13 protein-coding genes are annotated in these 15,190 nt (G+C 48.0%); 8 read left to right on the plus strand and 5 right to left on the minus strand.

Annotated features, from left to right (window positions below; genetic code table 11):
- Nucleotides 1-3: 3 nt before the first annotated feature.
- Complete coding sequence (hemA, locus tag HGH90_RS24645; RefSeq protein WP_168766379.1) at nucleotides 4-1,257, minus strand: glutamyl-tRNA reductase; 1,254 nt, start codon at nucleotides 1,255-1,257, stop codon at nucleotides 4-6.
- A 313-nt stretch (nucleotides 1,258-1,570) separates the two neighbouring features.
- On the opposite strand from hemA, the gene hemH reads away from it, so the two are divergent.
- From hemH to HGH90_RS24680, 7 genes are all read left to right on the plus strand, one after another.
- Nucleotides 1,571-2,617 (plus strand): ferrochelatase, encoded by a 1,047-nt coding sequence (hemH, locus tag HGH90_RS24650; RefSeq protein ID WP_168766380.1) that lies wholly within the window; start codon nucleotides 1,571-1,573, stop codon nucleotides 2,615-2,617.
- Nucleotides 2,618-2,627: 10 nt separating this feature from the next.
- A complete protein-coding gene (gene hemG / locus HGH90_RS24655) occupies nucleotides 2,628-3,974 on the plus strand; it encodes a protoporphyrinogen oxidase (RefSeq protein WP_169192087.1) in 1,347 nt (448 codons plus the stop codon).
- 60 nt (nucleotides 3,975-4,034) lie between these two features.
- The gene (locus HGH90_RS24660; protein WP_169192088.1) at nucleotides 4,035-5,165 is read left to right on the plus strand and encodes a Re/Si-specific NAD(P)(+) transhydrogenase subunit alpha; all 1,131 of its coding nucleotides are present in this window, start codon (nucleotides 4,035-4,037) and stop codon (nucleotides 5,163-5,165) included.
- 28 nt (nucleotides 5,166-5,193) lie between these two features.
- Nucleotides 5,194-5,505: an NAD(P) transhydrogenase subunit alpha gene (locus HGH90_RS24665; RefSeq protein WP_168766383.1), complete on the plus strand. Its 312-nt coding sequence runs from the start codon at nucleotides 5,194-5,196 to the stop codon at nucleotides 5,503-5,505.
- A 120-nt stretch (nucleotides 5,506-5,625) separates the two neighbouring features.
- Entirely contained in the window at nucleotides 5,626-7,032 is a 1,407-nt protein-coding gene (locus HGH90_RS24670; protein ID WP_169192089.1) for an NAD(P)(+) transhydrogenase (Re/Si-specific) subunit beta, read from the plus strand.
- Nucleotides 7,033-7,095: 63 nt separating this feature from the next.
- Nucleotides 7,096-8,499, plus strand: coding sequence for a methyltransferase RsmF C-terminal domain-like protein (locus HGH90_RS24675; protein ID WP_169192090.1), 1,404 nt, complete (start codon nucleotides 7,096-7,098; stop codon nucleotides 8,497-8,499).
- Nucleotides 8,500-8,782: 283 nt separating this feature from the next.
- Entirely contained in the window at nucleotides 8,783-9,772 is a 990-nt protein-coding gene (locus HGH90_RS24680; protein ID WP_169192091.1) for a LysM peptidoglycan-binding domain-containing protein, read from the plus strand.
- A gap of 125 nt (nucleotides 9,773-9,897) precedes the next feature.
- Here HGH90_RS24680 and fmt read toward each other — a convergent pair whose 3' ends face one another.
- Entirely contained in the window at nucleotides 9,898-10,824 is a 927-nt protein-coding gene (gene fmt, locus HGH90_RS24685) for a methionyl-tRNA formyltransferase (RefSeq protein ID WP_248277056.1), read from the minus strand.
- A gap of 38 nt (nucleotides 10,825-10,862) precedes the next feature.
- Nucleotides 10,863-12,029, minus strand: a complete 1,167-nt coding sequence (locus HGH90_RS24690) for an exo-beta-N-acetylmuramidase NamZ domain-containing protein (RefSeq protein WP_169192092.1) — start codon at nucleotides 12,027-12,029, stop codon at nucleotides 10,863-10,865.
- A 105-nt stretch (nucleotides 12,030-12,134) separates the two neighbouring features.
- On the opposite strand from HGH90_RS24690, the gene HGH90_RS24695 reads away from it, so the two are divergent.
- Complete coding sequence (locus HGH90_RS24695) at nucleotides 12,135-12,563, plus strand: peptidylprolyl isomerase (protein ID WP_145671860.1); 429 nt, start codon at nucleotides 12,135-12,137, stop codon at nucleotides 12,561-12,563.
- A 63-nt stretch (nucleotides 12,564-12,626) separates the two neighbouring features.
- On the opposite strand, the gene HGH90_RS24700 is transcribed toward HGH90_RS24695, so the two are convergent.
- A complete protein-coding gene (locus tag HGH90_RS24700; RefSeq protein WP_168766388.1) occupies nucleotides 12,627-12,827 on the minus strand; it encodes a cysteine-rich CWC family protein in 201 nt (66 codons plus the stop codon).
- Between the two features lie 8 nt (nucleotides 12,828-12,835).
- Complete coding sequence (gene metE, locus HGH90_RS24705) at nucleotides 12,836-15,133, minus strand: 5-methyltetrahydropteroyltriglutamate--homocysteine S-methyltransferase (RefSeq protein ID WP_168766389.1); 2,298 nt, start codon at nucleotides 15,131-15,133, stop codon at nucleotides 12,836-12,838.
- Nucleotides 15,134-15,190: the final 57 nt, after the last annotated feature.

Genomic DNA, 15,190 nt, shown 5'->3' on the forward strand with positions numbered 1-15,190 from the left:
TGTTTATTCCTGGTTAACGCCGGTCTCGAAAATATCGTTGATCATAGCAATGTACTGGTCGCTTTTATCAGCTTCCTTGCGTACTTTACCTGCCATGAGATTAATCATTTTTTGTATGATGCGGGAAGATACCAGTTCTATATCTTCCAGTTTGTAGTGTTCTCCGTTCTTCTGCTGTTGTATTTCACGGGTATGTATTTCCTGTAGCTTATCTTTCACTGCTTTCAGTACCACGGCGTGTTTGCGCATTTTATACCAGTAGAGGAATTCTTCCATGTATTCATCGATAATAGCCATGGCTTTAGGTACTTCGCCCAACCTGTTTTGCAGCGTTTCATCCTGTACTTTGGACAGTTCATCCACATTTACCAGCTGAATATGCGGCAACTCTCCTACGGCGGCTTCTACGTTGAATGGTATAGAAAGGTCGATAATGAGTTTAGGAGAGGAGCCCTGGAAATGCTCGGCCAGCACAGTGGGTTGTGGTGCATTAGACGCTACCAGGATCACATCTGCCTGTTGCATTTCGCTGACCATATTTTCATAGGGTGCGTATTTCAGGCCATGTTGATCTGCAAAATCGGCGGCTACCTGTTCGGTGCGGTTAATGAGGGTAATTTCCTTCACACCAAGGTATTCGATCATGTTCTTGCAGGTGTTGCGGCCTATTTTGCCTACACCCAGCAATACCACTTTTTTATTTTTGATATCGGGGCAGATACGTTCCAGCATCCGTACAGTGGCAAAAGCCACAGACACGGTACCTTTGCTGAGTCCTGTTTCTGTTTTAATCAGTTTGGAAACTTGTAATACGCTGTTCACCAGTCTTTCAAGAAAACTACCGAGGCTCTGTTGTGCTTTGGCAAATTTGGCGGCATTGCGGATCTGGCCGATGATTTCATAATCACCGAGGATCTGGGAATCGAGGCCGGTGCCTACCTGGTAAAGATGCCTTACGGCGTCTTCGCCTGATTTGGCGTAGGCTAATTCTTCCAACTGATTTCTGTCACCGTTTGATTCCTTGCACAACAAGTCTATCAACTGCCCGGGATGCGCGGCAAATCCGTATACTTCTGTTCTGTTACAAGTGGATAGTACAAAAAGATTGTTCAGTTGTACTGTCCTGGCATGCTCCAGGAGCTGTTGGTATTGGGCCGGATTGATGGCGTATAATCCCCTGATAGCAGCGTCGGTTTTCTTATAGTTGATCCCAACAATATGAAAATTTGCTATTTCTTTTGAATGACTGACCTGCATGTTCTTGTATAAGCTTCCGGGTGCAAAAGTACTTGCATACGTTGCAAACAAAAGGGTTTAGGCTGTCATTAGTGTGTCATTTCTCCTACTGGTAATCATCACGATGAAAAAATGATTTTTATCAGGTTTTGTATTTACAAAATAATGACATTAGAGGAGCGGAAAGCTAAATGCATAAAGCACAAAGCTATTGAAGCGCCTGATGAACCAGGGTAGATATCCGCAAAGATTATCCGCTTCAATAGCTTTATGCTTTATGCTTTATGCTTTATGCTTTCGCCTTTTTCGTTAGTTTTGCTGCAATTTATAAGAAATGGTGTCTAAATCTGATGTAGGAATAATATTGATGAACCTCGGGTCGCCCGATTCTACCGCTGTACCGGATGTAAAACGTTACCTGATAGAGTTTCTGATGGACAAGCGTGTGATAGACTATCCATGGTTGTTTCGTAAAATACTAATTGAAGGGATCATTGTACCCAAACGTGCCGAACAATCTGCCAAAGCGTATGCTTCTATTTGGTGGGACGAAGGCTCTCCACTGGTAGTGTTAACGAAGCAGTTACAGAGGGCCGTGCAGAATGATATGGAAGTGCCGGTGGAAATAGCCATGCGTTATGGGAATCCCAGCCCGGAAGTTGCCTTTGAGAACCTGCTCAGGCAAAATCCGCAGCTGAAAGAAGTGGTGGTGTTACCATTGTACCCACATTATGCCATGTCGTCTTATGAGACAGCAGCAGAATATGCGCAGGAAATATTCAAAAAGAAGCAATATAAATTTAAGCTATCGATAGTACCGCCATTCTACGATGAGCCAGATTATATTCATGCATTGGCTGAAAGTATGCGTCCTTACCTGCAGCGCGACTATGATTATGTGCTGTTCAGTTATCACGGGTTGCCGGAGCGGCACTTGCGTAAAGGCGATCCTACGGGTGCGCATTGCATGAAAATAAATGATTGCTGTCATGTGAAATCACCGGCGCATGATTTCTGTTATCGGCACCAGGTAACAATTACATCGGAATTGGTGGCGGAAGCGCTGGGATTGCCTGCCGAAAAATGGGGCATCTCTTTCCAATCGAGGCTGGGACGTGAAGAGTGGATGAAGCCTTATACGGCCTCCCGGCTGGAAGCTTTGCCGGCAGAAGGGAAGAAGAAGTTGCTGGTTGTGTGTCCGGCGTTTGTGTCAGACTGCCTGGAAACGCTGGAGGAGATTGCGGAAGAAGGTAAGCATAGTTTCCTGCAACATGGAGGTGAAACTTTTACAATGATACCTTGTTTGAATATCCATCCTTTGTGGGTAAAAGCGGTAGTAAAATATTGTACCCAGATCATCACACAGCACGCAGCTGTATAATTTTTTTCTTATGAATGAACAACCCGTATTGATCATTGGCGCCGGTTTATCCGGGCTGAGCATAGCGTATGAACTACAGCGGCAGCAGGTGCCCTACCTGGTGTTAGAGGCCTCGGATCATGCGGGGGGAGTCATGAAATCATTGCACGCCGACGGATTTGAGCTGGATGCCGGCGCCAATACCATCGCTGCTTCCCCGGAAGTGCTGTCTTTTTTTAAAGAGCTGGGATTAGAGGGAGAGATTTTGCAGGCAACGGCTGCCAGTAAGCACCGTTTCCTGGTAAGAAATAACCAATTGCATGGGGTATCCCCGCATCCGTTGAAGATTCTGTCTTCACCCTACCTGAGTGGAAGCAGCAAGTGGCGCCTGTTTACCGAACGTTTTCGTAAGCCGGCACCTGCTGCCGGGGAAGAAACCGTTACTGCCTTTGTTACCCGCCGGTTTAATAAAGAGATAGCTGATTATGTATTTGATCCTGTATTGTCGGGCATTTATGCAGGCAATCCAGATGCTATGAGCATAAGCGAGGTATTGCCGGCCTTGCCGCGCTGGGAGCAGGAATACGGGAGTGTCACCAAAGGATTGATGAAAGATAAAAATGCCATGGGAGGCAGGAAGATCATCAGTTTCAAAGGTGGCAACCAGGTATTGACCAACCGTTTACAGCAGTTGTTGTCTACGCCGGTACGTTTTAACTGTATTGCCACGGGCATTCGCCGGGAGGATGGAGGCTACACGGTGAACGTAACCGACAACGGCGTATCCACTACCTATATGGCTGCCAGGGTGATATTTACCACACCCGCTTACGCCACCGCCAATACGATAGGCACGCTGGATCAGTCGCTGGAAAGCCTGTTGCGCCAGGTGAATTATCCACACATGGGTGTATTACACCTGGGATTTGATGCCACAGCATTGCCGCAGCCGCTGGATGGTTTTGGTTTCCTGGTGCCGCATGCAGAAAACAAGCATTTCCTGGGGGCCATCTGTAACTCAGCTATATTCCCTGATAAGGCGCCAGCCGGGAAGATATTGTTGACTGTATTCCTGGGAGGAGCACGGCAGGAGCACCTGTTTGGCGAAATGGATACTGCTGCTTTGCAACAGCGGGTGATCGCGGAAATTACCACCCTGCTGGGACTTACTGCCGCCCCGGTGATGCAGCGGCTCAGCGAGTGGAAACATGCTATTCCCCAGCTGAATGTAGGACATGCGAAGTTGCGCGAAGCAGTACGCTCATTTGAAGAAAAATACCCGGGATTAATTATCAGCGGCAACTATGTACAGGGCGTGGCTATTCCCGCGTTACTGCAACATGCCGCTACGTTAGCCGCTTCACTGAAGAAAAATTAATCAAAAAAATAGTTCGTTGTTGCCGTTTTTTCTTTAAATTCCATTATAAATTTCCACCAGATGATTGCAGGAATTTTAAAGGAAAAAAACGGCGAAACCAGGGTGTCGCTAACGCCCGAAGTAGTAAAGCAACTGCAGCAAATGTCGGTGACCGTGTGGGTGGAACAGGGTGCCGGCGATAGTGCATTTTATAACGATGACGCCTATATGCAGGCGGGGGCACTGGTTAAAACCGGGGAAGCTATACTCGCCGGTGCAGATATTATCTTTACCCTGCAGGCTCCTTCCCGCGAATGGATAGACCAGATCCCTCCCGGCAAAATTATTACAGGTATTTTACAGCCATTGTATCGCGTTAGCGAGGTAGAGTACTGGGCTTCCCGGAATATTACGGCCTTCAGCCTGGATACCATTCCCCGGACTACCCGGGCGCAGGTAATGGATGTGCTCAGTTCTCAGGCCAATATTGCCGGCTATAAGGCGGTATTGCTGGCGGCGTATAGCTATTCCCGTTATTTCCCCATGTTTATGACAGCAGCAGGCAGCATTGCTCCGGCCAAGGTATTGATACTGGGTGCCGGCGTAGCTGGTTTGCAGGCCATTGCCACGGCCCGCCGGCTGGGCGCAGTGGTGGAGGTATTTGATACCAGGCCGGCCGTGAAAGAGGAAGTGATGAGCCTGGGTGCAAAATTCGTGGAGGTGGAGGGCGCCGCAGACGCCTCCGGCGCCGGGGGATATGCAGTAGAACAAAGCGAAAGCTATAAACAACAGCAACAGCAACGAATTGCCGAAAGCATTGCCAAAGCCGATATTGTGATCACCACGGCACAGATACCCGGCAAAGCAGCCCCTATACTGGTTAGCAGCGACATGCTGAACCGGATGCGTGCCGGCGCCGTAATTATCGACCTGGCGGCAGCTACCGGCGGCAATACCTCCGTTACCAGGAACAATGAAACAGTGCATTACAAAGGCGTTACCATTATCGGTAATTCCAACCTGGCTGCCACCATGCCAGCTGATGCCAGTAAACTATATGCAAAGAATGTGTTCAATTTCCTGAAACTCTTGCTGACCAAGGAAGGAGCACTGCACCTGAATTTTGAAGATGATATCGTAAAGGGTGCCTGTATCACACATAATGGAGAAATAGTGAACGATCGTGTGAAAAGTATGATGCAACCGGCATAATTGTCAGGACCGTAAACATCCGTTCAGTATGGAATATATTTTATCGTTTTTGCATCAGCATATCGATCTGATTTATATCGTTATCCTGTCTATCTTCCTGGGAGTAGAAGTCATCTCCAGGGTGCCGTCTGTATTGCATACGCCCCTGATGAGCGGCGCCAATGCCATTCATGGCGTAGTCATCATCGGTGCTATCATTGTGATGGGGAAAGCAGAAGCGGATAATTACCTGGCATTGATTATTGGTTTCCTGGCAGTAATACTGGGTACTATCAACGTGGTAGGAGGTTTCGTGGTAACGGATCGTATGCTGGAAATGTTTAAAGGAAAAAAGAAATAGCAAACGGATTGGCGCTTGTGTGCAGCATTTTAGCCAATGCTGTAGCTGAAGTGATACTGGTGGCGCTGCATTTACTAACAGCCAAAGACAGGAGGCTAACGGCTTTAAGTACTATTCATTATGGGATCCAGCATTTTATCAATTATCTACCTGGTCGGCTCTGTTACATTTATCCTGGGACTGAAAATGCTAAGTAAACCGGATACTGCCCGCAAAGGTAACCTGGTGGCGGCTGCCGGCATGACGCTCGCTATCCTGGGCACTATCTTCCTTTATAAAGTAGATGACGTTCCCCTGCACAATTATGGCTGGATTTTTACCGGTTTGCTCATCGGTGGGGTCATTGGCGTGTTATCTGCCAAAAAAGTGAAAATGACGGCTATGCCGGAAATGGTGAGTATGTTTAATGGCATGGGGGGCGCCTGTGCGGCATTGATATCCATTGTAGAGTTTAATCACCTGGTGGCTTCCGGGGCCACCACCGGCGGTATGGTAGCCATTATCCTCCTAAGCCTGGTTATAGGTGCTATTTCCTGTGCTGGTAGTATTATCGCCTGGGGCAAGCTGGCGGGGAAAATCAAAGACTTTTCGTTTAATGGCCAGCATATACTGAACCTGGGTGTGCTGGTTGTCATTATAGGCCTGTTTGTTTGGCTGGTACTGGGAGTAGGAGCTACTGCCACCAGCCTGGTGGTATTTTATATTGTACTGGCGCTGGCCCTGTTCTACGGCATTCTCTTTGTATTACCCATCGGTGGTGCAGACATGCCGGTGGTTATCTCTCTTTTAAACTCCTTTACTGGCGTAGCCGCTGCCTGTGGTGGATTTTTATACAATAATCCAGTAATGCTTACCGGGGGAATCCTGGTGGGCTCTGCCGGTACTATCCTGACTATCCTGATGTGTAAGGCCATGAATCGTTCGCTGAAGAACGTGCTGATCGGCTCCTTTGGTGGCGCCGCCGCCGCTGCTGCGGGCGGCAGCAAAGACCAGGGTAATTATAAGGAAATCAGTTTAAATGATGCGGCCGTGGTCATGGCCTATGCCAATAAAGTAATCATTGTGCCGGGATACGGATTAGCCGTAGCGCAAGCCCAGCACGCCTGTCATGAGCTGGAAAAGCAGCTGGGAGAAAGAGGGGTGGAAGTAAAATATGCCATTCACCCGGTAGCAGGGCGCATGCCCGGGCATATGAACGTGTTGCTGGCCGAAGCTGATGTACCTTACGAGAAATTACTGGAGATGGAAGATGCCAATACCGAGTTCCCCACCACCGATGTGGTACTGGTATTAGGCGCCAACGATGTGGTGAATCCTGCCGCTAAAAACGATCCGGCCAGCCCTATCTACGGGATGCCTATACTGGAAGTAGAGCAGGCAAAGGTGGTGATCGTAAATAAACGTAGCATGAAACCCGGATATGCCGGTATCGAAAATGATCTTTTCTTCCAGCCTAAAACATCGATGCTGTTTGGCGATGCCAAAAAGGTATTGCAGGAGTTGCTGGCTGCCATCAAAGAAGTATAGCCGCTATTTCTCCTCAACCTGCACAAAATCTTCATTTTCATTATTTTTGCGGAAAAAATTCCTTTGTCCAGTCATTTACCAGCTGCCCTGCTTGATTCGTTAGCGGGACTTCCGGGCTATAACCGGGAAACATTTGAACGAGTACATGCTGCGGCTGAAAAGATTACTTCACTGCGCCTCAATCCTCTTAAAATAACTACCCCCGAACGTGCGCAGCAGGTGCTGCAGGCTTTGTCGGCCAACGGAGTACAAAGAGTGCCTTGGAGCAACGAAGGCTATTACCTGCCTGCCAGGCCTTCTTTTACCTTCGATCCTTATTTTCATGCGGGCGCCTATTATGTGCAGGAGGCATCTTCCATGTTCCTGGAGCAGGCGGTACGCGCTACGGTAGATCTGTCGGCGCCGCTGAAGGTACTGGATTTATGCGCTGCACCGGGCGGGAAGTCCACGCTGTTGCAATCGCTGATCAGCGAAGATAGTTTGCTGGTAGCCAATGAAGTAATAAAGCCGCGGGCAGCCTTGCTGGCGGATAATCTCACCAGGTGGGGCGCCGCCAATGTTGTGGTCAGCAACAACGATCCACGTGACTTTTCGCGTTTACCGGGGTATTTCGACTTGGTAGTGGTAGATGCTCCCTGTTCCGGTTCCGGTTTATTTCGCCGTGATCCAGAGCTGGTATCGGAGTGGTCTCCTGAAAATGTAACGCTCTGTAGCCAGCGTCAGCAAAGAATCCTGGCAGATATATTACCTGCCGTAAAGGAAGATGGGGTCATCATCTATTCTACCTGCTCTTTTTCTGCAGAAGAAGATGAAGTGATACTGGACTGGCTGGCGGATCATTTTGAGCTGGAGAATATTACCATTCCCCTGGATGCAGCCTGGCAGATTATACCAACGGTAACGACTAAACGAAATTGTACCGGTTACCGTTTTTATCCCGATTTATTAAAGGGAGAAGGTTTTTTTATTGCCTGCTTCCGTAAAAAGGGGAGCAGTCAGTTTATACGCAGACAGAAAGAGGCTAAGCAGGTAGCGATTACCGCCCGGCAACGGGAACTGGTAGCACCCTGGGTGAATATGCCGGCTTCCTGGCAGTATTTCCTGCACCAGGACGAAGTATTGATTTTACCTCCTTTGTTGGCAACAGACATTACAATGTTGCAGCAACAATTGTATATTCGCAAAGCGGGCGTTAAAGCCGGGCAGTTAGGACAGAAAGAGTTAATACCCGATCACCAGCTGGCGGCAAGCACGATACTGGCCGAAATATTACCTGCGGTGTCACTTAATTTGCAACAGGCATTGTTATACCTGCGTAAGGAAGATCCGGGTGTAACCACCGATATACGCGGTTGGGCGTTGGTGAGCTATGAGGGAATGCACCTGGGATGGGCCAAGTTTTTACCTAACCGCATGAACAATTATTACCCGAAGGAGTTGCGGATTTTGAAGGAGATTAATGGATAATGAGGAACGCATATACCGCGGTTTATGTCAACGGGAAATGTAATGCCAACGAGTGTTTGAAAGGAATGTTAAAAGGTGCCGGCTACTACAACAAAAGAGATCTTTGTTCGTTTGGTGTAGTAAGTAAAATTGTCGATTTTAACACATATATTCGTTGCCCGAATCAGCAAATGAATTTTTCAGATTTTTGATGCTGCAATGGTATACTTGGGTTTCCAGCTTTTGTAGGAAGCAAAAATATCCTGAGCAGCAGGCAAAAGATCAATCATAAACAGAGTTTAGTATGATAAAATTGATGTTATCAATCGCCTTGTTTGGTGTAAGTGCAGGAGTGGTGCAGGCGCAGGACACGCTGCAGGTACAGGGTACCTCGCCGTCTCTTTACATATCCCATGTAGTAAAGAAAGGAGAAAACTTCTATAGCCTTAGCCGGGCATATGGAATTCCTCCCAAAGAAATTGCCGCTGCCAATAAAGTAACGATGGAGCAGGGATTACAGCTTGGACGTACCCTCCATATCCCGCTTACCGCCGCCAACTTCTCCCAGAAGGCAGATGCCAGCGGTACACCGGTATATCACAAAGTAACTGAAAAGGAAACTTTATACCGGGTAAGCGTCAACTACAACAAGGTACCACTGGACAATATCCGCCAATGGAATGGGTTTTCCGGAGATGGGTTGAAGAAAGACAGCTACGTTATCGTCGGCTACGTGAAAGCTGGCAGTGGAGCAGCTGTAGAAGTAGCTCCTAAAGTAGAAAAAGTAAAAGAGAAAGCAGCACCTCCTGTAACGGAAACAGCGGCTACTAAAACGGAGGACGAGCCCACACCTGCGCCAGCGCCCGTAAAACAGACGAAGGAAATGGTGAAGAAAGAAGAAACTTCACGCCCGGTAACAGATGCCACTATTGCTCCAGCTCCGGCGCCAGCGGCGTCCAAACCTGTTGCTGTTAGCACCAATACTGACTTTGAACAGTTATACGAACAGCAAACAAATGGCGGTAAGAAAGCATCTACCGAAAAAGGCCCTGGCACCTGGTTTAAAAGCAATGCCGTGGGCAAGTATTATGCCCTGCACAATACAGCGCCACGTGGCACCATTATCAAGGTAACCAACCCACTGAATGGTAAAGCGGTATATGCTAAGGTACTGGACGTTATTCCACAGATGAAATCCAATGCTGGCCTGATTATTAAGTTGAGCGACAGTGCTATGCAGGCATTGGGCAGCAATGAAACCCGGTTTTATTGCGAGTTGAGTTACGAGAATTAATAAAGAGCGGAAAGCATAAAGCGTAAAGCAAAAAGCTATTGAGGCGAATGAACTTAGCGAATATTTAAAATCGCTTTGATCATTCGCCTCAATAGCTTTTTGCTTTACGCTTTATGCTTTCCGCTCTAAAATCGATAGCCTCTCAGAAATGCTTCAATATCCATTTTCTTTTTGCCTTCCAGTTGAATTTCATCCAGGTAGAGGTATCCATCCGGCGCCGCAATTTTTACATATGTTTTTTGATCCGTTTCAAATGCTCCCGGTGATTTGGAAGGTATGGTATGCTCTTTATGCGCTTTGTATATTTTGAGATTTTTTCCCTGGAAAACCGTCCAGGCTGCGGGATAAGGACTGAGGCCGCGTACCAGGTTATAGATGCTGTTAAGCGGTTGTTGCCAGTTGATCTGGCAGGTATCCTTGAAAATTTTAGGTGCGTGTTTAATGGCTGCTGCGGGAATATGTGCCTGTGGCGTTCCGGCTATATTATCAGCGGCGATAGCCTGTACAGTTTTCAGCAGCAAGGTGGCGCCGGTATGCATCAGTGCATCATGTAATTCACCTGCGGTTTCATCTTCGCGGATGGCTACCGTGTCACTGAAGAGGATATCGCCGGTATCGATCTCATGCTGCAGTTTGAAGGTGGTAACGCCGGATTCTTTTTCTCCGTTGATAATTGCCCAGTTAATGGGAGCTGCGCCGCGGTAATTGGGCAGCAGGGAAGCATGCACGTTGATAGTGCCTTCCGGGGGCATATTCCACACCATTTCCGGCAGCATGCGAAAAGCTACCACTACCTGCAAGTCTGCTTTTAAGTCGCGCAGGGCAGCAATGAAATCAGGACTTTTCAATTTTTCAGGTTGTAAAACTGGTAACCCTTTGCTGACAGCATACTGCTTTACGGCGCTTTCATGCAGCTGTAAACCTCTGCCAGCAGGCTTATCGGGCGCAGTGACAACGCCTACTATATTAAAACCGTTCTGCACCAATATATCCAGCGACGCCACGGCGAAGTCGGGCGTACCCATAAAAACAATACGGAGATCTTTATTCATAGGGTGCAAAAATAAAGAGGTTTAGCCGAATGATACGTTTAGTACAATAAGTATTTTGCGCGTGTTATTTTGAATTTGGCGAGGCCTGGCTCCCAGCTTTTACGGATATCGGTTTCTGACATTCCCTTGATGATTTGTTGCTGCAATTGTGTATTGCCGGCCACTTTACTGAAGAAAGGGATAAAGAATTTACTTTTATCCGGGTAGGCGCGATAAGCGTCGAGCAGCCATTTTAATTCAATTTTGCGGCCCAGGTGTGGTACTGTTTCCGGCGCATTGCTCAGGTCCACACCATAGCAACGCTGATCTTTCAGCACCGGGGTAGGATTGGTGGCGCTGGCACGGGGAATAAAGGAAAAACCTTTATCAGGCAGCAGGGGGGAGCCATATACCTGGAAAGGCTTGTCGGTGCCACGTCCGAGGCTGAGGGTTGTTCCTTCAAAAAAACAGAGGGATGAATAAAGGTTGATAGCCGCCATGTTGGGTAAATTGGGAGAAGGCTTAATGGGTACGCGGTAAAAAGTTTGGTGGCTATAATTTTCGCAAGGAATTACTTTGATATCACAGTGCAGGCCTTTGCTCAGCATATGCTCACCGTTGAGCATCCGGGCGTACTCTCCTACTGTCATGCCATGTACAATTGGAATGGGTTGCATGCCTATGAAAGAGCGGTAGGCGGTATCAAGAATGGGGCCATCTACATAGTCGCCGTTAGGATTGGGGCGATCGAGTATCACCAGTGTCTTCTTGTTTTCAGCAGCAGATTCCATTAGTTCCTGCAGGGAAGAAATATAGGTGAAGAAGCGGGTGCCTACATCCTGTATGTCAAACAACAGGATATCCACATCTTTCAGATCGGCGGCCGTAGCTTTGCGATGTTGTCCGTACAGGGAAACGATGGGAATACCGGTAGCAGAATCAATGCTGTTGGCTACTGTTTCGCCGTGACCGGCATTGCCACGGAAGCCATGTTCCGGGCTGAATATCTTCTGAATTTTTATATGCAGTTTCAACAGGGAATCTACCAGGTGGGTATGGTCGATGGTAGCTGTTTGATTGACCAACATAGCTACCCGTTTGTTTTTCAATAATGGGAGGTAGCGGGCTGTTTGTGTAGCGCCTGGTAATATATGATCCGCGTATTGAGCGGAAGTTTCCCTGAAAAGGCCTGCAAGGAGGATACAGATAAGATATATACGGTTCATGTTGTTAAGATACGGTAAAGGTTTTATTGACTGTATCAAAAAATAGGGATTATAGCAGCTTTTCGTATCTTGCGCGTAATTATTAACACTAAATAACTAATTTTTATGCAAGCTGTTAAAAACGGGGATACCGTGAAAGTGCATTACCATGGCCGTTTAACGAATGGAACTACTTTTGATTCCTCCGAAGGTAGAGCTCCACTTGAATTCAAGGTAGGCGCCGGTATGGTTATCAAAGGTTTTGAGAATGGTGTGCTCGACATGAAAGTGGGAGACAAAAAGACCATTCATATCCCTGTTGATCAGGCATATGGTCCTAAGAGCGATGAAATGATCATGGATTTCCCTAAGGAAAACATTCCAGCTGATCTGAATCCTGAGGTGGGCATGGAATTGCAGATGAGCAACCCACAGGGCCAGGTATTCCAGGTAAAAGTAGCTGCTATCGGCGATACTTACATTACCTTGGATGCTAACCATGCGCTGGCGGGCGAAGACCTGATTTTCGACCTGGAACTGGTAGAAATCGTTTAATATTAAAATTTTTGTTGGCCGGATACAGCGGATGGCCGCTGTATCCGGCTTTTTTTATGCCCGTTAATGTGGGGATTCCGAAAATACTATTTTCATTTCGCGTAAACAGTCGGCGCAAAGACATCCATGATATTGCTGCCGGATGAAGTCCAGCTCATCTTCAGTTAACGGCACTTCCTGGCATTGACAGCGAAGAATAGTGCCTACGCGGCATTCAAAGTCGCGATAGCATCGCGGGCAGGTAACTGTTTCATGACATGGCATTCACCAATTTACGAAGCTTTTTCCTTTTTGCTTCGCATATTCCTGGCCGCTACCACCATATTGAGCAATGCCTGTTCTGTTTCCGGCCATTTCCTGGTTTTTAATCCACAGTCGGGGTTTACCCAAATATTACGCACGGGGAGCAATTGCGCCGCTTTATCCAATAATCCTTCCATTTCCGCCACGGTAGGTACCCTTGGCGAATGAATATCATATACACCCGGCCCTGTTTCATTTGGATAGGAGAAGTGAGCAAAAGCTTCCAGCAGTTCCATTTGTGAGCGGGAAGTTTCGATGGTGATCACATCTGCGTCCATAGCGGCGATATGTTCAATGATATCATTGAATTCAGCATAGCACATATGCGTATGAATCTGGGTGGCGTCGTCTACGGTGCTGACAGCCAGCCGGAAGGCTTTTACCGCCTTTTCGAGGTAAGCGGCGCGTTGGGCTTTGCGCAGCGGAAGTCCTTCCCGCAGGGCGGGTTCGTCGACCTGGATGATGTTAATGCCGGCATCTTCGAGGTCTTTCACTTCATCCCGGATCGCCAGCGCCAACTGAAAGGCAGTCTGCATACGGGGTTGATCATTCCGTACAAATGACCATTGCAGAATGGTAATGGGCCCGGTAAGCATTCCTTTCACTGGTTTGGAGGTGAGCGATTGGGCATAGCGGCTCCAGGCCACAGTCATAGGCGCGGGGCGTTGTACATCGCCAAAAATAATGGGAGGTTTTACACAGCGGGAGCCATAGCTCTGTACCCAGCCGTTTTGTGTAAATACAAATCCATCCAGTTGTTCCCCGAAATATTCCACCATATCATTTCGTTCAAACTCGCCATGTACCAATACATCCAGGCCCAGGCTTTCCTGACGGTAAATGGTTTCCGTGATGGCCTGACGGATATCGGCCTGGTAGGTTTCTTCTGTGATAACGCCTTTTTTTAGATCGGCGCGCAGCTGCCTGATTTCCGTGGTTTGTGGGAAAGAGCCGATAGTGGTGGTAGGAAACAGGGGAAGCTGTAACACCGATTGCTGCAATACCTGCCGGTGTGGGAAGATACTGTGGCGTTGCATGTCTACGCTGCGAATATCGGCTATCCTGGCTTTCACCGCAGGGATATGAATAGCCGCAGATGTTTTACGGCTGATCATGGCGCTTTGGTTATCCGCGAGAGATGATAGATCGCCGGCTGCTATTTGTTTCAGGTCCATTACCTCTGACACTTTCTGCTGGGCAAAGGCCATCCATTGCCTGATACCCGGCTCCATTGCGGTTTCCAGGTCGAGATTATAGGGCACATGCAGAAGGGAACAGGAGGTGCCCAGCAGCAGGCGTTCTGTTCCTATTTTGTTGACAGCCTTTTCAATGAGCGTGAGGGATTGGGTGTAATCGTTTTTCCAGATATTACGTCCGTCTACTACGCCGAGGGATAACCACTTATCTTCCGGGAGAGCGGGCAAGATGGTATCCAGTTGTTCCGGGGCGCGTACCAGGTCGATGTGCAGCGCTTTTACCGGCAATTGTAAAGCCAGTACCGCATTATCTTCCAGGGCGCCGAAATAGGTAGTGAGGAGTACGTTGAGCCGGGGCAATGCCTGGCGGATAGCGCTATAGGCGCGATGATAAAGGTCGCTCACAGCGGGGTCGAGGTCTGTCACCAGGAAGGGTTCATCGAGTTGTACCCAGGTGGCGCCAGCCTGCTGTAAGGCTTCCAGGAGTTGGATATACACCGGCAGCAGTTTTTCGAGCAATTGCGGATAACTCAGCTCCGCATCTTTTATTTTCCCGCACAACATTAATGTTACCGGCCCTGGCAGCACTGGTTTGGTGGTAATGCCAAGGCTGAGGGCTTCTTTGAATTCGGCGACACATTTAGGTTGATATAGCTGGTATTCCTGGGCAGCTTCAAATTCAGGTACCATGTAGTGATAGTTAGTATCGAACCATTTGGTCATTTCCAGGGCGGTGATGTCGAAATTATTTTTCTGGTATCCCCGCGCGAGCGCAAAGTACAGCTCGGGACAGTTGGGATTGGCGAAAGTGGCTCTCAGGGCCTGGAAGCGGGCCGGTATGATACCAAGTGTCACACACATATCCAGTATCTGGTCGTAGTAAGAAAAGTCGTTGGAAGGTATAAGATCAATACCGGCTGCCTGCAGGAAGGTCCAGTTTTCTTTTCGTAGTTGCCTTGCCGTTAGTTCTAACCGTTCCAGTGAAATTTTTCCGGTCCAGTAACTTTCGCAGGCCTTTTTCAGTTCGCGCTGGCTACCTATTCTCGGGTAGCCTGGAATGTTGGTGATCATATGTAGCGTGTATTTATTCTATGCAAACCTATTATTATTGGTCATTTGTTCGAATAG

This window comes from Chitinophaga sp. Ak27, assembly GCF_012726295.1.
GTDB lineage: Bacteria > Bacteroidota > Bacteroidia > Chitinophagales > Chitinophagaceae > Chitinophaga.